Raw genomic sequence first — 20,528 nt, forward strand, 5'->3', positions numbered from 1 at the left:
GGGTTACTCGTCCTCGGTGTCTTCTGCGAGGGCAGCGCGGATGGAGCGCTTGACTGTGCGGCCGGCGGGGGTCTCAGGGCGGTACGCGCCGCCGGTGAAGACCTCGCCGGTCTCTTCGTTCTTCCAGATGCCGGTGCCGACACGGGTGACGTCGTCGCCGTCGACTTCGGCGTTTTCCATGTCGTCTTCGATCTCGCTGACGCGACGCCGTGCGACGCGGCCGTAGCGGGCTCCGAACCGACCGGCGCTACCGACCTCTCCTTTGTTGGCCATAGTAGTGCTGTCTATCGCCAGCGGATTCTTAAACCTGTTGAGTCACGTCGGCTCGTACGGAGGGATCGTATCGCGGTGGGACGAGGTGACGCCGTGGGACGAGGCGACTCGGTGAGACGAGATGATCGAGCCACCGCGGTCGAGACGGTTCAGTCGGATTGGGACGGCTACGACTCGCCGATCCGCTCGGCGACCGGCCACGCCAGCAACTCCAGAAAGACGAGCGCGAGCGCGGCGACGTATCCGACTGGTGCAAGCGGCGCGCCGAGTAGCCACGTTCCGATACCCGTGGTCGCGATCAGCGTTCGCATCGCGAGGCCGCTGACCGCCACCAGCGGAATCAGGGTCAGGACGGCGTCCGGTCGCTCGAGCATGGCTAATTATATCTAATTACATCGGTCCCATTAAGGCTGGGAGAACCAGCAGCACCTGTCACCGCCATCGGGAAGCCTCAATACTTGCCTCAAGAATCTCCCGACCACGATACTGCCATCGATGGCGGAAGCTGTAGTAGCCACTGAAAGTCACTGCACACCTGATCGCACGACTGCGTTGCGATCAGTATGTAAATCGTTTCAGTGGCTACTATAGCAACTACTGAAACTCCCCGTCCGTGAGCACGTCGTTCAAATCATCGCGGATCCGCTCGCCCATCTCCCGGTCGCGAGCGGTCGTCACGACGCGGTTTTCCTGAACGCTCGAGCCGTCCCGCAACAGCATCCGTACGTTGCCGCCGTCGTCGGCGCGGGTAACCTTCGCGCGCATGCCGGACTGAGAGCCCTTGCCACCGGCGTCGATCGGGCCGGGAATCACCTTCTTGACGTGCGGATGGTCCGCGACGGTCCGAATGGCCCGCATCCCGGTCCGCCCCCCGATGAGGGTCGTGTGGCTGCCGCCGATCTTCTCGGCCGGCGGCGTCTCGACGACGTCGAGCGCGCGATTCCCGCGGCGCTCGAGGACCGCCCGAACCGGATCGTCGTCGTCGACGCGATAGAACGAGTGGTGAGTGTCATCGCGAACGGCGCGAATCACCGTCCGGACGCCGCCGGCGTAGACCTCCTCGGGTCGCTTGCGGCGGATCTCGTCGCCGATCAGCCCCGCGAAGTTCCGGAGTTCGATGGGCTCGTTCTCGCCGTCCTCCGGCGTCGTCGTGATCGTCGTCTCGCCGAGTACTAGCTCGTCGCGGTCGGTTTCGGGGTCTCGATCGGTCGGCTCGTCGGGTTCGCCGGCGAGCATCGTGATGGTCGCTCTGTCGCGTGCCGCCTCGAGGACGATCGCCTCGGTGTTAGCCTCCCGGCAGACCAGACAGAAATCTCCGGGTTTCTCGAGCGGCGATGCACAGTGGCGACACTCCATACTCTCAATTGAACGTAGGCGTGTAAAACGGCCGTGTTTTTCGGCTAGTACTCGGGACTACAGGACGTCCTCGAGTATCCGCTGGACCGGCTTGCTGTCTACGACCTCGTAGGGAACCCGGAGCGGGGAGATCGACACCCGCTCCTCGAGCAGGGCGTGGCGGTCGGTGTCTTCGGCGTCGGGGATGTCCCGGTTCGCCATCTGCTGCCAGAGTCGGTTGGTCAACTGGAACGCGCCGTTTTCGAACGCGGCGTCCATCTCGTAGACCTCGGTCGGCCGGGTCAGTTCGAACCCGTTCGGCTCGCGATCCGGCCGGGGAACGTTGACGTTCAGATAATCGACGCGGTCGAACAGTCCGGTCCCGGCGGCGCCGGCGACGAGATCGGCGGTAATCTCGCCCGCTCGCTCGAAGTCGACCGGCTCGAGGTCCCGGTCGTAGCCGAGGGTGTCCATCGAGACGGCGATCGACGGCGTCTCGAGGAACGCCGCCTCCATCGCGGCGCTAACGGTTCCCGATCGGGAGAAGACGTAGGCCCCGAGGTTTGCACCCGAGTTACAGCCCGAAACGACGATGTCGGGTTGGGGCTCGAGTCCTTTCGTGCCGACAATGGCACAATCACAGGGGGTACCGTCGACTGCGTAGCCGAGTTCGTGATCGGTGTGTGGAACCGGCGAGGTAAACGAATCCGTTTCCAGTTCAATCGAGAAGTCGTCGTCCGACGACTTCGTCCGGCCGTAGGAGAGCGACCGGCCGACGGCGCTCCGGTTTCGATCGGGTGCGACGACGGTGACCGTACCGACCGCCGTGAGCGCGTCGTGCAGTGCCCGAATGCCAGGCGCGTCGATCCCGTCGTCGTTCGTCAGGAGGATGTGGGGGTCCGAGTCCAGTTCCATTGCCTGTTCGGTCGATAGCGGGCGAGCTACGTATCAGTTCGGTTCCCCGACGACGAGCGACCGAACGTGGCTGCGAGTTTCGTCCCGCAGGACGGACAGTACCGCGACCCGTCGGCGGCGACTGCGTCGCATTCGGGACAGACGACACCCCCGTTCGGTTCGGCGACCGGCTCGAGGTCCGCGCCACAGGACGGGCAGTAGTCCGCGGACGACGGCACGTCTGCACCGCAGGACGGACAGTCGCCATCGTCCTCCCAGAGGACGCGACGCTGGGAGTTCGAGACGTAGTTGTACGCGCCCCAGACGACGTTTCCCAGCCCCATCGAGAACCAGAACGTCAGGAGGGCGACCAGGACGTGTGAGATCACCGAGCCGAACTCCCGGTCGACCAGCACGACGCGATCGGGCGTTTCTTCCTCGATCTTCCAGCCCTGCGCCACGAGGTCGTCGACTTCCCGCTGTAGGTGTTTGCTGCGCATAGGGAGGGTAGGAGTCGAATAGACAAAAGCTGACAGGGCTGACAGAAGCCGCTGGTGGTCGATGCAGGAATCAACGGCGTCCTCGTGGTGACCGGCGTTGGCGCGATTCTCGCGATCTGTATCGGTACCGCCGGTTTCGGTGCAGTGCTCCGGGACTATCTCGAGTGGGACTGGCTCGGTTCAGCGCACGTGCGACGAGACCTGATCGATCACCGGGCTGTGCGAGACGTCCATCGATCGGTACATCCACCCCTGGACGAGAATCGAACCGAGCAACCCGCAGGCGAGAATCGTCGGATACCACGTCGTGGGGAGTCCGTTCCATCGTATCCACAGCATGCTGGCGACGCCGGTCGCGGTACACAGTACCGAGACGGCGAGATGTATCCTCGAGACGAGCGGTGCGCGTGATCGCTGGTCGCGGGTATAGATGCGCTGCTCGGCCAGTCCCAGCAGCCCCTGAACGACGTACAGCGCCGACGTGAACAGCGAGAACGGCTCGAGCATACCATACACCCACATACCAGTAAAATAATGTTTGTGCAACGCGACGAGGCGATCAGTCCAGCTATGGACGGTCGCCACAGCCGATCCCTCGGAAGCGGGAGCGGGCCGAAACGGTCGACTCCGTCACCACGGCAGGTATCGTCGAAGGCGAGCTACCACCGACGGTTCGTGACGGACTCGCAACGTCGTTCCGTCGGCGTCAAACACTGCTTCGCTCGCGGGAATCCGCTCTCCGTCCGGCAGGTGAAAGTACTGCTCGCCCGCCGGAACCGTCCCGCCGCTGCTCGCGCCGAACAGCGACTTCGATCTCCCCGTCGGTTCGGACACTGGCTCGGTGTACTCGATCTCGTACACCGTCTGCCCGTCTTCGGTTAGCGTTCGCCAGTCGACGATCTCGCGGTCCTCGTTCGTCCCGATCATGCTCGCGGGCCCGATCGCTTCGACGTATAGTGAGTCGCGATGTCCATGTCGTTCATTCGATACTCCTGACAGCGACCTAAAAACTGCGGTGACCGTGACGGCTGGCTGACCCTATTGAAAGCCCGCCTCCTACCCAAGGTCGACCGGATCCACCTTCAGATACTCCCGGAGGACGACTGTGGCGTACGACCCCTTGGGCAGCGCGAACTCGAGCGTCAGCGGCTCGGTCTCGAGGGACAGATCCGTTCGCAGGAGCATCGCTCGCCGAGTGCCACTCGAGTGAAATTCGCCGGGGAGATCGAAGTCCGCGGGCTCGAGGCCGAGATCCTCGAGGACGGCACGCTCGATTTCGCCCTGCTCGCCGTCGGCAAGGTCCGTCTCGGTGCCGACCAGCGGCGCGGTGACGAACGCACGGCCGCGCTCGCAGTGGCGGGTCACCGAGTCGACCCGGCGCTCGTCGACGCGCTGGAGTCGGTCGGTATCGGGAAGCTCGAGCCCGTCGGGCGCATCGGTATCCGAGAAACAGACCACGTCGCCCGCGACGGGGCGATCGAACGGCAGCCCGCGCTCGAGGCGCTCGCTCAGCATCAGATTGAACGCGTAGGACTGGGCCGCATGGACGAACAGCCGCTGGAGGTTCGACGGGACCCGCTCGAGGGCCTCCCGAAATTCCGCAGGGCCGGGCTCGCCGTCGTCCTCGGCGAGCGCGTGGATCATCGAGCGCTCGTAGCGGAGACGGTTTGGAACCCGCTCGAGGGCCTCTTGCCAGTCTCTCGTCTCCTCTCGCGGGTCTCGCTGCTCCCCGCTCGAGGTATCCGAACTCCGTTGGAGTTCGCGATCGACGAAGGTCCGGGCCTCCTGGGTCGATTCGGGTTCCGCGTCCGTCGGATTGCCGAGGTAGGCCATCACCGCACCTTCCCAGTCGTCGCGAGCGATGGCGAGCCCGACTTCGTGCGTGACCGGCCGACGACTCCCGAAGCGCTGCTGGCCGAAGAAGTTGGGGACGCCGATCGAAACTGTGGAGTCATCGTCCGAATCGCCGGCCGACACGCCGCTACCGCCGTCCTCGAGCCCGCCGAACTCCCCCAGCTCGTCGGTGATCGTTTCGGCGTTTTCGGGCCGCTCGGGATCGGTGACCACGAGTTCGAACGCGTTGCCCGCGAGGTCGCCGAACTCGAGGTTTCGGCCGGCCCGCCCCAGAACCTCGATGTCGACCCCGTTGATCTCGGGCAGCTCCGCGGGGTCGGCTCCGTAGACCGAGAACAGCTGCGTCGTCACGGCGTACTTGTCCTTCGTCCCGGCCCAGTTGACTCGTTCACGGGAGATTCCCAGCGCGTCCGAGAGTCGCGAGGCGAAATCGTTGGTGTCCCACCCCCGCAGCGTCGCTCGAAAGACGAGATGCGGATAGGCGTCAGTCGGCGCGTCGACGGGCTCCGTGGCGAAGCGCTCGAGTTCGCGCACCCGGAAATCGGCGTCGTCCTCGCGGAGGCGGCCGCCGACGCCGTCCGCGTCGCTGACGTAATACTCCATACCGACGGCCTGCTCCGTGGGGTGGCCTGAGCGCATACTGGTTGCCGTCGATTCGAGTGCCGCGCGTAAATCGGTTCGTTCTCGAGGCGAGCGACGGCCCGCGGCTTCGTCGCGGAGCGATGGGATCAGTCCGTCCGCGGGATCGACCGCGCCCCCAGCGCGAACGCGACGACCGCGAGCGCGGCGAGAATTCCGAGGTTCGCGAGCGCGGGATCGACGCCGGCGACCGCGGACGTCTCCGCACCCGAATAGGTCGCGGCCCGCACCCCCCGCGCGAAGTAGGTCAGCGGCGAGAGGTTCACGAGCGGTTCGAACCAGCCGGGCAGTTGGGAAAGCGAGATGAAGGTCTCCGAGAGGAAGAGCAGCGGGAGCCCGATCGCGTTGCTCGCGGCGACCGCGCCGTCCTGCGAATCGGTGTAACTCCCGAGCATCGCGCCGACGCCACAGAAGCAGACGACGCCGACGAGGATGTAGGGCACCAGCAGCGGGGAGAACGCGATTTCCGCGCCGGTCAGCAGGACCACCAGCCCGAGGATGAGCAGGCTCGCGAGTCCGATAATGGCTGCATTGACGACGGTCTGGGCGAGCAACCACTCGCCTCGAGTCAGCGGCGTCGTCGCAAGCTTTTCGAAGCGACTCCCCTCGCGGTGGCGCGCGACCTCGCTTCCCATCCGCGACAGCGGGGTGAAGAGGACGACGACGGCGAGGTAGCCTGGGACGTAGTAGGCCGCCGGCTCCGTAAACAGGCCCTCGCCGGTCGGATCGGTGCGGATCAGCGCGCCGAAGATGACGATCAGGATCATCGGGAAGAAGAAGGTGAAAAAGACCGCCGTCCGCCGGCGGATAAACGACCGCCAGCCGGCGCTCGTCTCGGCCCCGACGCGTCCCATCCGGCTCACGCCGTCTCACCCGCCTGCGCGATATCAGACTCGTCGGAATCGCTCTGCCCGCTTCCCCCACGCTCCCCGTCCGCGAGCCGATCGGTTCTCTCCCGCTCGGTCGCGTCGGCCAGGGAGAGATAGACGTCCTCGAGGTCCGGTTCGGCCCACGAGAGTTCGGTGTACTCGATGTCGCGGGCCTCGAGATAGTCGACGACGGTGCCGATCGCGGCCGGATCGATGTCGCGGACGACGACCGCGCTATCGGGGCTTCGACCCCGGCCGCGCTCCGGGCGTTCGACCGGATACTCGAGATCCGCGAAGACCTCCGGATCGGCCGCCGTTTCGATCGTGAGCCGGCTCGAGCCGCCGTGTTCCCGGACGAGGTTTTCGGGCGTGCCCTGCGCGACGATCGAGCCGTTGGCGAGCAGGCCGACGCGGTCAGCCAGCCGCTCGGCTTCGGCCATATCGTGGGTGGTCAGGACGACGGTCGTCCCGCCCGCGGCGAGGTCCTCGATCAGTCGCCAGACGGTACGGCGGCCGGCGGGGTCGATGCCCGTCGTCGGCTCGTCGAGGAAGAGCAGATCGGGGCCGTTGACCAGCGTGGAGCCGACGCAGACGCGGCGCTGCTGGCCGCCCGAGAGATTCTCATACCAGGTGTCGCCGGCGTCGACGAGGCCGACATCCGCGAGGACGTCGTCGGAATCCCGCGCGTCGTCATAGAGTCCCGAATAGTATGCGAGCAGTTCCCTCGCACTGAGCCTGCCCGGCGGCGAAAACTCCTGTGGTAGCACGCCGAGCCGGTCGCGATCGACGGCCGACGGCGATGCGCCGAGGATTCGTGCACTGCCGCCGTCGGGTTCGGTCGTCCCCGTCAGTGCGCGGACGAGCGTCGTCTTCCCGGCCCCGTTCGGACCGATCAGCGCGAAGACCTCGCCGCTCTCGACGGAGAGCGACGCCCCCGAAAGGGCCGTCGTCTCGCCGTAGACCTTCTCGAGGTCCGTCGCTTCGACTACGGCTTCCATACCGACGGGTTTCCGCGCATCGCGGGTAAGGGGTTCGATTCCGCCGGCCGGGCTCGTGGATCGTTGTACGGCCGTTCGCAATGCGCGGTTCTCACTCGCGGTTTCGCCGCCTACTCACGGCTCGACGCGCCGTTCGCGGGTCACTTCGTTCCCCGCTCACCTCGCGGTTCTCGCTCACTGCGTTCGCTCACGGCTCGCTTCGCTCGCCGTTCGCGTCCCCGCGGTTCTCGCTCCGAACCGCGTTCGCTCCGAACCGCGTTCGCTCCGAACCGCGTTCGCTCCGAACCGCGCTCGCTCCGAACCGCGCACGCGCTCTTGCCGTCGCAGGTACAACCGTTACCCGTCCGGTCCTGATACGAAACCGGGAATGACGAAACTCGGATACACCCTCTCGAGCGAGGAGTTCGGCCCGATGGAACTGGTCGATATCGCCGTGCAAGCCGAGGAGGCCGGCTTCGACTTTCTCTCGATTTCCGATCACTTCCATCCCTGGATTTCGGCCCAGGGCGAATCGCCGTTCGTCTGGTCGACGCTCGGCGCCATCGCGGCGGCGACCGACCAGATCGAGGTCGGCGTCGGCGTTACCTGCCCGACAACCCGGATCCATCCAGTCAACGTCGCCCACGCCGTCGCGACTGTTGACGAGATGTTCGGCGACCGCTTTACCTTCGGTGTCGGCACCGGCGAGAACCTGAACGAACACGTCACGGGCGAACGCTGGCCCGAACACGACGTCCGCCTCGAGATGTTGGACGAAGCGATGGACGTCATGCGTTCGCTCTGGACCGGCGAGACGACGAGCCACCACGGCGAGTATTACACCGTCGAAAACGCGCGACTCTTCACCGTTCCCGACGAGCAGCCGACGACGATCGGAAGCGCGTTCGGCCCGCAGACCGCCGGGTGGGTCGCAGAAACCGCGGACGGACTCTGGTGTTCCGGCCCCAAATCGGAGCTGGTCGAGGCCTACGAGGACGCGGGCGGGGATGGACCGAAGTACACCCAGCTGCACGGCTGCTACGCCGACAGCGAAGAGGCGGCGATCGAGACGATCTACGAGCAGTGGCCCAACGGCTCGATTTCGGGCGAACTCGGCCAGGAGTTGCCGACGCCGGCACACTTCGAACAGGCCGCCCAGATGGTCGAGAAAGCGGACATCGCCGAGGCCGGAACCACCACCGAACCGGACCCGCAGGCCCACATCGACAGCATCGAGCAGGCGATCGACGCCGGCTACGACCACGTCTACTTCCACCAGATCGGGCCGGAACAAGAGAAGGCACTCGAGTTCTACGAGACGGAGGTACTGCCGTCGTTCGGATAAGCAGGGCCACCGAGGATCAACACGCAAGCGTGACGAACTGATTGATCGCCTCGTCGCTCCCCGCGACGATCAGCATGTCGTCTTCGCGGACGACGAACTCCGGTCCGAGATCGGTCAGCAGGTCCTCGTTCCGCTCGACGGCGACGACGGTACACCCCGTCCGCGCTCGCAGGTCCACGTCGCCGAGACTTCGACCGACGATCTGCGGGGCAGTCGTTCGGACGAGTTCGAACTGGGTCTCCGGCGTGAGGATCTCTTCATCCTCAATCAGGATGGAGGCCAGCATTCGGCCGGTCACCGTCGACAGTGACAGGACGTACTCGGCTCCCGCTCGGTAGAGCTTTGGAATGCTCTCGGTCTCGTTTGCACGTGCGATGATCTCGACGCCGGGAGCGACCTGCCTGAGGACCAGCGTCGCATAGATCGTCGTCGCATCGTCGTCGAGGGTGAGAATGATCGAACGGGAATCATCGACGGCTGCATCCTCGAGGACCGATTCGTCGGTGACGTCGCCGACGACGTCGACACCTGCCTCGTCTGCGATATCGACGACGCAGGTCGAGACGCCGCCGGATGCCAGAGTCTCGACCGCGGTTCGGCCGACGACGCCGTAGCCGCCGACGACCACGCGGTCCGGATTGTGCCGCAGCGTCGACACCGTCCGCGATTTTAGCTCCGTCAGGTTGTCGCGGCGACCCGCGACGAGCAGGATCGTGTTGCCGTCGATCACGTTGTCAGGGCCCGGAACGGGGACGAACTCCCCGTTGAACCACGCGCCGATGACGGTGATCCCCATCCGGTCCCGGATCCCCGATTCCGGAATCGTCTGGCCGACGAGGTCGCTGTGCTCCTGAACGAGGAGTTCGGTCACCGCGAGCTCCTCGCTGAGCTCGATCGTGTCACGAAGATCCGCCGAGACCGTCGTCGTCGCCTTCGTCGCCAGACTCTGTCCGAGCACCCGTCGCGGCCGGACGATTTCGTCGGCACCGGCATAGCGGTGATAGCTCGCGACGTCATCGTCTTCGACCACGCTGACGATTCTGAGCTCGCTCGAGAGCTCTCGGGCCGTGAGGATCACCATCGCGTTGGTCTCCTCGTCGATGTCGGTAACGAGGGCGCTGGCCTGCTCGGCGTTCGCCGCCTGCAGCGTCTCCTCCTGATCGAGCTCGCCATAGATGGCGTTGATTCCCTCGCTGTTGAGCTCGACGACGAGTTGGGGGTCGTCATCGATGAAGACGTAGGGGACGTTCGCCGCCTCGAGTTCCCCCGCGAGCACGTCTGATCGCGGCGTGTACGAGCAGATGACGACGTGATTGAGGAGGTCGGTCGACTCCGGTGGTCGATCCTCGAGCGCCTGCTGGAACAGCGGGACGACGATCAGCGGTAGCGCGAGGAAAACGAGCAGGACGCCCGTCAGGTTCATCGCGACCACGAACAGGTTCATCGCGGTGCTCTCCCAGGGCGCGTCACCGCCGAAACCGGCCGTCGTCAGCGACTCGATGACGGCCTGGATCGACTGCGCGTACGTCTTGGTCTCTCCTTCGAAGGCTGCCATCCCCAGTTGATAGAGTCCGGCGTAGACGAGGACGAGCACGAGGACGGCGACCAGCGAGAGAACGATTCGCCGCCACCAGTAATTCATCATCGGGAGGTGACCGCCGAGTGCTTTGTAGCTTCGGAAAGTCCATAAGCGGTCCCGTCGCAGTCGACGTTCTGTAATCGAACCGATTCTCGCTCCTCGTGGACGTACTCAGAGGCGAGAAAACGGTAGAAAAGGCGGTTCGGACGGTCGACGAGAGCGCCACAGCGCGGGTGAGTTCGGTGACGGTGATGGAGCTGTGGGAAGGAATTCACCTCGCGGATTCGTCCGAACAAGAGCGGAGGGTGATGGAAAACTTGCTCACCGACGTTCGAGAACTCCCATTCGATCGAGAGTGCGCGATGACTGCCGGAGAAATCAACACGACACTGCAGCGAGACGGGACACCGATCGAAGACGCGGACGTGATGATCGCTGCGACGGCCCTCGTCAACGACGTTCCGGTCGTGACGAACAATACGGACCACTTCGAGCGAATCAACGACCTCGAGATTCTCACATACTGATTGGCGACGGATCGCCGCTTCCCCATCCGTTTTGCACTCCGCGGACGAACCCGTGCCCATGGAGTACACGACGCTCGGCGAGACGGGCACGACAGTCTCGAGGCTCTGCTTCGGCACCTGGCGCTTCGGAAAGGAGAGCGACGGCACCGTCGAAACCGACCGCGAGGAGGCCCGCGAACTGCTCGACACCGCCTGGGATCGCGGCATCAACTTCATCGACACCGCCAACGTCTACGGCGATCCCAACGGCACCAGCGAGGAGTGGATCGGCGAGTGGCTCGCGGACCGGGATATCCACCGCGAGGACATCGTCCTCGCCTCGAAGGTCTACTTTCCCTTCGACGGTCGCGGCGAGCCCGGTCCGAACGACTCCGGGCTGGGACGCAAGCACATCCGCGCACAGATCGAGGGCACCCTCGAGCGACTGGGCACCGACTACCTCGATCTCTACTATATCCACCGCTGGGACGAGAACACGCCGATCCGGGAGACGATGCAGACGCTCACCGAACTCGTCCGCGAGGGGAAAGTCCACTATCTCGGGGCCTCGAGCATGGCCGCCTGGAAGCTCACGAAAGCGCTGTGGGAAAGCGATGTCGAGGGCCTCGAGCGCTTCGACGTGACTCAGCCGATGTTCAACGCGGCCGATACGGACGACGTGACCGACTACCTCGAGGTCTGTGCGGATCAGGATATCGCCGTCTGTCCGTACTCGCCGCTCGCGGGCGGCTTCCTCACCGGGAAGTACGAACGGGCCGAGGACGGCAGCGTGATCGCGCCCGACGGCTCCCGGGGCACCCTCTCGGACCTCTTCGAGGACCGCTACACCAGCGAGACCGCCTGGGAAGTGCTCGAGGCCGTCGAGTCCGTCGCCGAGCAGGTCGACGCCACGCCGGCCCAGGTCTCGCTGCGCTGGCTGATGGAACAGGACCGCTTTACCTGCGTGCCGATCGTCGGCGCGCGGACGTCCGACCAACTCGAGGAGAACGTCGGTGCGGTCGAATTCGAATTGAGCGACGACCAGTTCGAGCGGATCAACGCGGCGCGGGACGCGGACGGCGGCGACTATCGCTGAACTGGTCACTCGTCGCTGGAACCATGTTCCCATTCTGGGGGAATTCTCCAGCTACTTATCGTTATTAGATCCGAAGTGAGAGTCATGACACAAGATAGAGGCGTGTCCCGACGACGGATGCTCGAGCTAACGGGTGCCACAGCGTCGATCGCGTTCATCGCCGGCTGCAGTGGCGGCGGCAACGGTGGGAACGGCGGCAACGGTGGGAACGGCGGTATTGAAATCGATCCCGACACACAGATCGAGTTCGACGGGCAGACGGCCGGCTGGCTCGGCATCGCGCCCGACTCGATCGCAGACGAGGAGAACCCGACGCTCATCCTTCAGGAGGGGGAGACCTACGAGATCGGCTGGACGACCGGCGACGGCGCCGAGCACAACATCGCAATCTACGACGAAAACGACGCTGTCGTCGGCGACCTCGCGACCGAGCGGGTCACCGAACCCGAAGACCAGTGGCTCGAGTTCGAGGCCAGCAGCGAGATGGTCACGTACATCTGTGAGGTCCATCCGAATACGATGGTTGCCGATATTCAGGTCGAATAGCGGTGGTAGCGACGACACGAGAGAACACCAACCGCTATTTCGGCATTGTCGGCAGTTGTAGAGAAGTACAGCGGTGACGTCTATCGTACTCCCGCTCACGGACTGGCAGTGTTTCGTTCGGCGGCGAAGCCTTTCTCCCGAGTTGCTATCGAGGAGGACCAGCAGGTCCCGTTCTGCCAAACCGAGACCGTGTATACCCACCGCTTTGCTGGGGGACTGGGAACGACCCGGTCACGGATGCAGGGTTTTCCCCCTGTCTCCCGCTGGACCCTTTCACCCGGACATCCCACCGTCCTGTCCACCGCCAACCATCGGCTCGAGTCCGATCCGATACTCCGTCAGGTTCTCGTAGCCGTCCTCGGTGACGGCGATCAGATCCTCGATGCGGACACCGCCGACCGCAGGATCGTAGATGCCGGGTTCGATCGAGATCACGTGGCCGGCCTCGAGCTCGCCGCCCGAGGGCGAGACGCTGGGCTCCTCGTGGATGTCGAGGCCGACGCCGTGACCGGTGCTGTGGATGAATCCCGTCTCCGTGTTCGGATCGCTTCGTAGCGTCTCGTAGCCCGCGTCCTCGATCACGTCACAGGCCGCACCGTGAACGTCGGCACCCGTCACGCCGGCCGCGACGGACTCGAGCGCGGCCTCGTAGGCCTCCCGCGTGACCTCGTAGCGTCGCCGGGCCTCCTCGCCGGGATCGCCGCGGGCGAACGTCCGGGTCATATCGGCGAAGTAGCCAGTCTCCTTGTCGCGCGGGAAGATGTCGATCACGATCAGTTCGTCGGACTCGAGCGGCCCGCTCCCGCGGTCGTGGGGGTCCGCGCCGTCGGCTCCGCAGGCGACGATGGTCTCGTCGAGCGCACAGCCATGGCGGAGCAGGGTGATCTCGATCTCCTCCGTGACGCGCTCGCTGGTGAGCGCCTCGCCATCGTGGACGAGGAGGCCGTCCTCGACGTCCGCGGTGGCGATCAGTTCCTCCGCTCTCGCCATCGCAGCCTCGTTCGCACGCTGGCTCGCCCGGATCTGGTCGATCTCCCACTCGGTTTTCGTCGCACGAATGTCCGTCACGATCCCCTCGCGTTCGACCGTCACCGCGAGACCGTGCTCGCGGAGTCCGTCTGCGGTCCCCGTCGGGAAGTTCTGGGGGACTGCGATCGAGTCAACGTCGTGATCCTCGAGAAACGCCGCCAGCATACGGATCTTCCCCTCGTAGCGGCCGTACTCGGCCACGAGTTGCTGGTACTCGTACGCGGCTCGACGAGTGACAGAGTCGACGCTCGCCGCCGTGCTCGCGCGACCGTACTCAAGGCCGGAGACGAGCAGATGGACTCCGTCGGCGGTCACGAGCGTCTGAAAGGGATCCGGTGCCGTGAAGCCGGAGACGTACCGCTGGTCGGAATCCGAGGCGTCGTCATCGATCAGATAGCCGTCCGGCGCTTCGGCCTCGAGAAATTCGCGAAGGGCGGAGAGATCGACGTCGAGGTTCATGGACGCACGTGTGACAGCGTCGTACATAATCCCGAGGTTCCCGGCCATCGATTCATACCCACAAGCTTATCAATAGTGATGGTAATCCCCGGATATGAACCGTCGTCGGCTCCTCGCAACGAGTGCCGCAGTCGCACTCGCCGGCTGTCTCAGCGATTCCGACGACGGCACGCCGACGGGCGCGGATCTCGTCCGAGACGCGATCGAGATGCGCCGCCGCATGCGTTCACTCGAGGCCCGGCGAACCGTGTCGGTCGACGCCTCGAACGAGACCGTCGAACGAGTCGAGCACATCGCTCGACGGCCGCCGGCCAAACAGCGGATCGAAGTGCTCGAGTCGACCGATTCGGACGTCCCGGTCGGTTCAATCACCGTGACGAACCGGGCGACCACGTGGGAGTACAACCCGTCAACGGAGGTGGTGGACAAACAGTACCATCCGAACAAGGTCGACACCGACCAGACGCGCCTCGTTCTCGAGAACCTCCTCGAAGAGTACCGCCTCGGCTACGAGGGGACGGAGACCGTCGACGGCCGCACTGCACACGTCGTCGAGACGAAACCGCCGGTCGACGATATCGGCCCGAAGGTCGAACTCGTCGTCGGAGACACGACGTACGTCATGCCGGTGAATATCATCCAAGATCTTGAGCAACTGGATGTCTCCCGAACCGTGTGGATCGACGACGAGTATCGGTATCCGATCAAGGAACGGAACACGATGCGTGAAGACGGCGAAACGCGCCACGACCTGACCGTCACGTACGAGGATCTCTCGATCGACGAGGGGCTCGCACCGGGGACGTTCACGTACGAACCACCGAACGGAGTGACCGTCGTTACCGATGGCCGCGAGCCCGAAGGTGTCTTCGAGCATCGAGGGTCCGCCGAAGCGCACCTCCCGTACGAGCTTCCGGAACCGGATGTGCCGGACGCGTACGCGCTCGATCGGATCACCGTCATCGATCGAGAAGACGAGTACGGTGGAACCACCGCGATGCTGTGGTACAACGATCCGAACGTGGTCGCACGCGAACTCTACGTGGCCGTCCGAGAGTTCCAGCGGTTCAGCCCGACGTCGCCGACGCTGGAGGAAATCGAAGTCGACAGCACCACGGCCTACCGTCGCGACGGGCGAATTCAAAGCATTTTCTGGACGTGCGACGACCTGAGCTACGAGGTCTCGAGTCTCACTGACGATACGCCGCTGCTCGAAATTGCGGCGTCGATCGGCTGTTCGTGATTCGTTCGTAGACGCCTCTCTTCGACTGCCGTTCAGCCAGGAACGCCCCGCTGATCAGTACGGGTTGGGTAGGTGCCGAAGCAACAGCCGATACATAAGTAAGACGTTAGAAATGCGTATTGAACAGAGAGCAGCTATAGTACCAACTGCAACTAGTTACACACTGATCGCACAGCTGTCGTGCGATCAGGTGTGCAGTGACTTGCAGTGGCTACTATATGTAGCACGGTACTGGCGTTTCATACGATCTGAACCCGTCCAATAGAAAAGTGATGTTAGCGCTTTCGAGCGACGAGTGAGATGCTTTTCACGCCGTACTTCTGGCACGCACTCTGCGCCCGTTCTGAGGTGAACTCGTACTGCGAGTTATCCCGAACTTCGATGAGTTCGAAGCCAGGTGTTTCGATCATCGCCGTGTAGTCGTCGACCTGTTCGGCGCCACCGATACAGGCCGCCCAGAGGTCCGCGTTGGTTTTGATGCTCTCAGACAGTCGTTGCTCGCTGATGATATCCGAGAGTGCTAACCGACCGTCGGGCTTGAGCACGCGGCTCACCTCTTCGAAGACACGATCCTTCTCCGCCGAGAGGTTGATCACGCCGTTCGAGATTGCCGCGTCGAACGATTCATCCTCGAACGGAAGGGTCTCGATGTACCCCTGGTGGAACTCTACGTTGTGGAAGCCGGCATCCGCTGCCAGGTTGCGAGCCTTCTCGACCTGCTCGTCGGTCATATCGATACCCGTCACCGTGCCGGTCTCAGTGACATGTACCCCCGCGACGAAGGTGTCCATTCCCGACCCGCTACCGAGGTCGAGCACTGCCTCGCCCGGCTCGAGCTCAGCCAGATCGAAGTGGTAGCCGACGCCCGCGAACGAGTCGATCGACGCGTCGGGAATGTACTCGAGATCGTCGGGGTCGTAGCCGAGACGGTCGACGAGGTCGCGGCCCGTCTCGAAGTGAAACGCCGCGTCAACGGACTCGGCGACGTCCCGGTACATCGACTTGACCTCACGTTCGAGTTTGTCCGTGTCGAGCGATTTACTCATTGGTGGTCACCGGTTAGTCGTCGCCCACCACCTCGGCGGGCGCGTTGATGGTCATATCGACGTCCTGGGCGAAAGAGACGAACGTGTAGACGGGTGCCCGCCGCGCCCATTCGTCGATCAGGTCCTGATCGAGACCCTCGCCGTCGATCTCGACCTCGGCAGAGAGGTTCTCGAAGACCGAGTCGGCCTCTTTGAGTTCCTCGAGACCGAAGAGAACTGCTGGATCGAAATCGGTCCGGACGTGCGTCTGAAGGTGGTCGATATCCACACCGTTCGCGGCGGCGTTGATGGTGATGCCGACGTTGATACAGGCAGCCAGCGCCGACAGCGCCGCTTCTACCGGTTCGAGCCGATCGGTCCCGCCAACCCACCCACCGGCGTCCAAGACTTCCTTCCAGGCACCGTAGGGAATCGTGTATTCGCGCGTTTCACGAGCAATCGTCTCACCCCCGAGCTCGTAGCTATCGACTTTCGCCAGGCTGTGCGCGGCCGTCCCCTCGTAGGTCGCGGACGCCCCGAGGCCGAACTGGACGGCTTCGGGGTTCTCCGCTGCGTGTGCGGCGAACCCCTCGAGTGTTTCGAGGTCGATACCGTGCAATAGTTGTCGTTCGTCAGTCATTGTTTGTGTCTCCCCCGGTTAGAGCGTTTTTTGTGTCTCCAGCCGGCGAGAGTGATTACGAACCCTGGCGTATAGTAGCTATTTCGTGAAAAACCGCTAATTCCTGCCGTTCATGCACCCACTGCAAAAGAACCACCGACTGCAATCCGGCGCTCGTCGAGTCCGATCACAGTAAATTATAGTAGCCACCGAAACGATTCACACACTGATCGGACAGCTGTCGGTCGATCAGGCGTGCAATGACTTTCAGTGGCTACTATAGCAGTTACGCCTCGTACTCCTGCCAAAAGTGAGTGGAACGTAATCGGTCGGATTGCGTCGCTGGAAGCCTTACCCGACGCTCGGTTGCGGTTCGACGCGGCGTGCATCGGACCTGTAGGTTTCGTAGGCGGACGCCGCCCACTCGCGGACCGCCGGCGCGTCGGTGTCGATCAGTGCGTGTACCGTTCCACTATCCTGCTCGTAGCAACTGATCGTAACGCGTTCGTCGAGCAGACCGATTCCGTAAGGAGGGAGGTCATCGTGCTCTAGAACGGTGAAATTGTCCCGTTGCATCATCGCCGAACTGCGATCCGGGTACGTCGAAATAAAGTACGCGTGACACTCCGGCCGGTCGATCAACGTCACGTCTACGCCCTCGTCGATCAGTCGGTGGAGCACGTCGAAACACGGATCCATCAGCGCGACTTCCGGGCGAAGAGACCGTACGGTGGTCGTCTCCCGAAGAAGCGACTCGAATCGTCCCACCGGACGATACGGAGCGTCGGGTTCGGCGACGGTTACGGTCAGTTCCGACCACGTCTCGAACGGAAACTCGCCAATCGCGTCGGGGAGCCAGTGCCAGACGTGACGCAACGTTCGCTCGGTTTCGACCCGTTCGATCAAGTCCTCCATCCCGGACGCGATAGCTTCTCCCAGTCGTGTCGCGACGTACTGGTACTCGTCTTTGCGGATCCAGAGCCGGTCGTCGAATTCGTCCAGCGTCCGGCGCATCGTGGACGACGAAACCCCGGCCAACTCGCAGAGTTCGGAGCGGCTCCGGGGACGCTCCGTCAGTGCGACGAGCGTCGGGACGCGATGTTCGGACCGCGCGAGATACGCTATGTCGACGACCGGCGAGTCTCTAGTATAGTGTTTCACGTTAACGTTCCCCAATGATGGAGGTACGCTAAGGAACGTGAAAACGATTGGGTCCTCTCACACCATCGTGTTCAGATAAGCTGATTCCATGCGAAGGCGAACGATCTGAGCCACTGATCAGCAGTGTCTGCGTGAGCGTTACTAAAGCAGTTTGAGAAGGATGAGGTTCGGCGTTTTATCTCACGAAAGACACGTTCGATACTGTTCCGATTTCCATGTCGTTCGTATCTGAAATCGAGGCCATGTCGTTGACAAGCGTAGTTCAGCGATTTATCGCCATCGACGAGAAACACGGCGTCATCGACGTCGTGTTTCTCACGTAATTCCGTGAAGAACGTACTGGCTATGACCTTGTTTCTAGTCGGTTCAAGCTTTGTATGCAGTAATTCGTTTGACTCTGGATCGACAGCGGCGTACAGCCAATACTGTTCATCGCCGAGCCGGATCACCGTCTCGTCAACCGCAACGTGATCCGGACTTCGACAGGGATCGGGCTGTAAATCTGCCTTGTGAACCCAATTATGAACCGTCGATCGAGCCCGTTCAACACCAAATATCTCGAGAACTCGAACAGTATTCGAAAGCGAGAGTCCAGCAAGATGGAGTTGAATACTGAGCTTCATCAACAGCCGCGGTGTTGCTTCTCGCTCCACAAAATCCAAGTCGAACTGGCCGATACTAGGACTGAGGCGTGCGTTTTCGGGCATGAATCACTTTGAAAACGCCACGCCTCACTCCTTCAGCCTTATCTGAACAGCACCTCTCACACGATGCTTGATAGTATAGTAACAACTGCAACTAGTTACACACTGATCGCACAGCTGTCATGCGATCAGGTATGCAGTGACTTGCAGTGGCTACTATAGGTTCGCCGAGATATCTGCTGAATTCCGATAAGCGCGGTGCAGTCCCGGAAACACGCCATCACTCGCTCGTCGATATCTCTCTCGAGACGGGACTAACGGGATCGGTATCGGTAAGGCGGGCCCCCTCCACAGAGCGATCATGAACGTCACTATCACGCCCTCGAGCGTCCGCGGGATGGCGCGAGCACCGCCCTCGAAGAGTTACACGCACCGGGCAATCCTCGCGGCGGGCTACGCCGACGGGGCGACCGTCCGCGACGCGCTCTGGAGCGCGGACACGCAGGCGACCGCCCGTGCGGTGGAACTGTTCGGCGGGACCGTTGATCGGCACGGGGACGGCTCCGATACCCTCGAGATCGACGGCTTCGGCGGCCGACCCGATGTCCCGGCGAACGTCATCGACTGCGCGAACAGCGGGACGACGATACGACTCGTCACGGCCGCGGCGGCGCTGGCCGACGGTACCTCGGTGCTGACCGGCGACGGATCGCTGCGCTCGCGACCCCAGGGCCCGCTGCTCGAGGCGCTCGCCGATCTCGGTGCCCGAGCCGACAGCACCCGCGGGAACGGCCAGGCCCCGCTGGTCGTCACCGGCCCGCTCACAGGCGGCGACGTGTCGATCCCCGGCGACGTTTCCTCGCAGTATATCACCGCCTTGCTGCTGGCCGGTGCAGTCACCGACGAGGGGATTTCGATCGAACTCGAGACCGAACTCAAGTCCGCGCCGTACGTCGACATCACGCTCGAGGTGCTCGACGACTTCGGCGTCGAGGCGCGGAAGACGGACGCCGGGTTCGCGGTCGACGGTGGGCAGTCCTACGCGCCCGCGGGTGGCGACTACGCGGTCCCCGGCGACTTCTCGTCGATCTCGTATCCGCTGGCAGCGGGTGCGATCGCCGGCACCGAGGGCGTCCGCATCGAGGGCGCTCATCCGAGCGCGCAGGGCGATACCGCGATCGTCGACATCGTCGAGCGCATGGGTGCCGACGTGGAGTGGGACCGCGACGCGGGAACGATCGACGTTTCGACGGCTCCGCTCTCCGGGATCGAAGTCGAGGTCGAGAACACGCCCGATCTGCTTCCGACGATCGCGACCCTCGGTGCGGTCGCGGAGGGCGACACGCACATCACGAACGCGGAGCATGTCCGGTACAAGGAGACCGACCGCGTGAGCGCGATGGCCGAAGAGTTGGGCAAGATGGGCGTCGAAACGACCGAGGAACGGGACTCGCTGACGGTCCACGGCGGCGACTCGAGCCTCTCGGGAGCGACCGTCTCCGGACGCGACGACCACCGGATCATCATGGCGCTCGCGCTCGCGGGACTGGTCGCCGACGGCGAAACCACTATCGAAGGGGCCGACCACGTCGACGTCTCGTTCCCGGGGTTCTTCGGGATGCTCGAGGAGTTAGGGGTCGGACTCGAGCGCGACGGGCGGCAGTAGCGACGGTCGATAACTGACGTCATCGATCGACGCCGATCGGTCGCTACGGGCGGTTATATCGACTCGATAGGCCCCGTCGCCCGTGGGCTCCAGATCCGACGGGGTGTCCTCGTCGTTGTTGTCGGCGCGTTCGTCGGAGGGGGAGTCGCTCACGCAACCCGCAATACCGGCCGCTCCGGCGGCGACTGTCACGACCAGAATCTTGCGGCGGCGGATCGTGTGGAATACATGCCAAGTGATGTAATGAATTTTGTGCTATAGCACGCGAC

23 protein-coding genes are annotated in these 20,528 nt (G+C 63.6%); 6 read left to right on the forward strand and 17 right to left on the reverse strand.

Annotated features, from left to right (window positions below; translation table 11 throughout):
- Positions 1 to 3: 3 nt before the first annotated feature.
- From ACEWFR_RS04455 to ACEWFR_RS04500, 10 genes are all read right to left on the reverse strand, one after another.
- Positions 4 to 273: a hypothetical protein gene (locus ACEWFR_RS04455; RefSeq protein WP_098724081.1), complete on the reverse strand. Its 270-nt coding sequence runs from the start codon at positions 271 to 273 to the stop codon at positions 4 to 6.
- 167 nt (positions 274 to 440) lie between these two features.
- Positions 441 to 647: a hypothetical protein gene (locus ACEWFR_RS04460; RefSeq protein ID WP_098724082.1), complete on the reverse strand. Its 207-nt coding sequence runs from the start codon at positions 645 to 647 to the stop codon at positions 441 to 443.
- 220 nt (positions 648 to 867) lie between these two features.
- Complete coding sequence (locus ACEWFR_RS04465; protein ID WP_374059891.1) at positions 868 to 1,629, reverse strand: DUF2103 domain-containing protein; 762 nt, start codon at positions 1,627 to 1,629, stop codon at positions 868 to 870.
- A gap of 57 nt (positions 1,630 to 1,686) precedes the next feature.
- Positions 1,687 to 2,523: a 5'/3'-nucleotidase SurE gene (gene surE / locus ACEWFR_RS04470; RefSeq protein ID WP_374059892.1), complete on the reverse strand. Its 837-nt coding sequence runs from the start codon at positions 2,521 to 2,523 to the stop codon at positions 1,687 to 1,689.
- A gap of 26 nt (positions 2,524 to 2,549) precedes the next feature.
- Positions 2,550 to 3,002: a zinc ribbon domain-containing protein gene (locus ACEWFR_RS04475; RefSeq protein ID WP_374059893.1), complete on the reverse strand. Its 453-nt coding sequence runs from the start codon at positions 3,000 to 3,002 to the stop codon at positions 2,550 to 2,552.
- Between the two features lie 180 nt (positions 3,003 to 3,182).
- A complete protein-coding gene (locus tag ACEWFR_RS04480) occupies positions 3,183 to 3,509 on the reverse strand; it encodes a hypothetical protein (RefSeq protein WP_374059894.1) in 327 nt (108 codons plus the stop codon).
- 123 nt (positions 3,510 to 3,632) lie between these two features.
- A complete protein-coding gene (locus tag ACEWFR_RS04485; RefSeq protein WP_374059895.1) occupies positions 3,633 to 3,929 on the reverse strand; it encodes a hypothetical protein in 297 nt (98 codons plus the stop codon).
- 129 nt (positions 3,930 to 4,058) lie between these two features.
- Positions 4,059 to 5,495, reverse strand: coding sequence for a tRNA pseudouridine(13) synthase TruD (truD, locus tag ACEWFR_RS04490; protein WP_374059896.1), 1,437 nt, complete (start codon positions 5,493 to 5,495; stop codon positions 4,059 to 4,061).
- 89 nt (positions 5,496 to 5,584) lie between these two features.
- On the reverse strand, positions 5,585 to 6,358 hold the full coding sequence (locus ACEWFR_RS04495) for an ABC transporter permease (protein ID WP_374059897.1): 774 nt from the start codon (positions 6,356 to 6,358) through the stop codon (positions 5,585 to 5,587).
- Complete coding sequence (locus tag ACEWFR_RS04500; RefSeq protein WP_374059898.1) at positions 6,355 to 7,362, reverse strand: ABC transporter ATP-binding protein; 1,008 nt, start codon at positions 7,360 to 7,362, stop codon at positions 6,355 to 6,357. The genes ACEWFR_RS04495 and ACEWFR_RS04500 overlap by 4 nt, the downstream gene beginning before the upstream one ends.
- Positions 7,363 to 7,729: 367 nt before the next feature.
- On the opposite strand from ACEWFR_RS04500, the gene ACEWFR_RS04505 reads away from it, so the two are divergent.
- Positions 7,730 to 8,686 (forward strand): TIGR03557 family F420-dependent LLM class oxidoreductase, encoded by a 957-nt coding sequence (locus ACEWFR_RS04505; RefSeq protein WP_374059899.1) that lies wholly within the window; start codon positions 7,730 to 7,732, stop codon positions 8,684 to 8,686.
- Positions 8,687 to 8,702: 16 nt separating this feature from the next.
- On the opposite strand, the gene ACEWFR_RS04510 is transcribed toward ACEWFR_RS04505, so the two are convergent.
- Positions 8,703 to 10,328, reverse strand: a complete 1,626-nt coding sequence (locus tag ACEWFR_RS04510; RefSeq protein WP_374059900.1) for a TrkA family potassium uptake protein — start codon at positions 10,326 to 10,328, stop codon at positions 8,703 to 8,705.
- Between the two features lie 98 nt (positions 10,329 to 10,426).
- On the opposite strand from ACEWFR_RS04510, the gene ACEWFR_RS04515 reads away from it, so the two are divergent.
- The 3 genes from ACEWFR_RS04515 (at position 10,427) to ACEWFR_RS04525 (ending at position 12,413) form a co-directional block, all read left to right on the forward strand.
- Positions 10,427 to 10,792 (forward strand): PIN domain-containing protein, encoded by a 366-nt coding sequence (locus ACEWFR_RS04515; RefSeq protein WP_374059901.1) that lies wholly within the window; start codon positions 10,427 to 10,429, stop codon positions 10,790 to 10,792.
- Positions 10,793 to 10,850: 58 nt separating this feature from the next.
- Positions 10,851 to 11,867, forward strand: coding sequence for an aldo/keto reductase (locus ACEWFR_RS04520; RefSeq protein ID WP_374059902.1), 1,017 nt, complete (start codon positions 10,851 to 10,853; stop codon positions 11,865 to 11,867).
- A gap of 84 nt (positions 11,868 to 11,951) precedes the next feature.
- Positions 11,952 to 12,413 (forward strand): PKD domain-containing protein, encoded by a 462-nt coding sequence (locus ACEWFR_RS04525; protein WP_374059903.1) that lies wholly within the window; start codon positions 11,952 to 11,954, stop codon positions 12,411 to 12,413.
- Between the two features lie 273 nt (positions 12,414 to 12,686).
- On the opposite strand, the gene ACEWFR_RS04530 is transcribed toward ACEWFR_RS04525, so the two are convergent.
- Complete coding sequence (locus tag ACEWFR_RS04530; RefSeq protein WP_374059904.1) at positions 12,687 to 13,901, reverse strand: M24 family metallopeptidase; 1,215 nt, start codon at positions 13,899 to 13,901, stop codon at positions 12,687 to 12,689.
- Between the two features lie 94 nt (positions 13,902 to 13,995).
- On the opposite strand from ACEWFR_RS04530, the gene ACEWFR_RS04535 reads away from it, so the two are divergent.
- Positions 13,996 to 15,144, forward strand: coding sequence for an outer membrane lipoprotein carrier protein LolA (locus ACEWFR_RS04535; protein ID WP_374059905.1), 1,149 nt, complete (start codon positions 13,996 to 13,998; stop codon positions 15,142 to 15,144).
- Positions 15,145 to 15,419: 275 nt separating this feature from the next.
- Here the strand turns inward: ACEWFR_RS04535 and ACEWFR_RS04540 are convergent, their stop codons facing one another.
- The 4 genes from ACEWFR_RS04540 to ACEWFR_RS04555 form a co-directional block, all read right to left on the reverse strand.
- Entirely contained in the window at positions 15,420 to 16,190 is a 771-nt protein-coding gene (locus ACEWFR_RS04540) for a methyltransferase domain-containing protein (RefSeq protein WP_374059906.1), read from the reverse strand.
- A 13-nt stretch (positions 16,191 to 16,203) separates the two neighbouring features.
- Positions 16,204 to 16,809 carry an OsmC family protein gene (locus ACEWFR_RS04545; RefSeq protein WP_374059907.1) on the reverse strand — a complete coding sequence of 202 codons (606 nt, stop codon included), beginning with the start codon at positions 16,807 to 16,809 and terminating at the stop codon, positions 16,204 to 16,206.
- Positions 16,810 to 17,139: 330 nt separating this feature from the next.
- A complete protein-coding gene (locus tag ACEWFR_RS04550) occupies positions 17,140 to 17,802 on the reverse strand; it encodes a helix-turn-helix transcriptional regulator (protein WP_374059908.1) in 663 nt (220 codons plus the stop codon).
- A gap of 218 nt (positions 17,803 to 18,020) precedes the next feature.
- Positions 18,021 to 18,656, reverse strand: coding sequence for an IS6 family transposase (locus tag ACEWFR_RS04555; protein WP_374059909.1), 636 nt, complete (start codon positions 18,654 to 18,656; stop codon positions 18,021 to 18,023).
- 298 nt (positions 18,657 to 18,954) lie between these two features.
- Here ACEWFR_RS04555 and aroA point away from each other — a divergent pair, with 298 nt between their 5' ends.
- Entirely contained in the window at positions 18,955 to 20,259 is a 1,305-nt protein-coding gene (aroA, locus tag ACEWFR_RS04560) for a 3-phosphoshikimate 1-carboxyvinyltransferase (RefSeq protein ID WP_374059910.1), read from the forward strand.
- On the opposite strand, the gene ACEWFR_RS04565 is transcribed toward aroA, so the two are convergent.
- Entirely contained in the window at positions 20,224 to 20,412 is a 189-nt protein-coding gene (locus tag ACEWFR_RS04565; protein WP_374059911.1) for a hypothetical protein, read from the reverse strand. The genes aroA and ACEWFR_RS04565 overlap by 36 nt on opposite strands.
- Positions 20,413 to 20,528 lie beyond the last annotated feature (116 nt).

The sequence above is a fragment of the Natrinema sp. H-ect4 genome, assembly GCF_041894845.1.
Classification (GTDB): domain Archaea; phylum Halobacteriota; class Halobacteria; order Halobacteriales; family Natrialbaceae; genus Natrinema.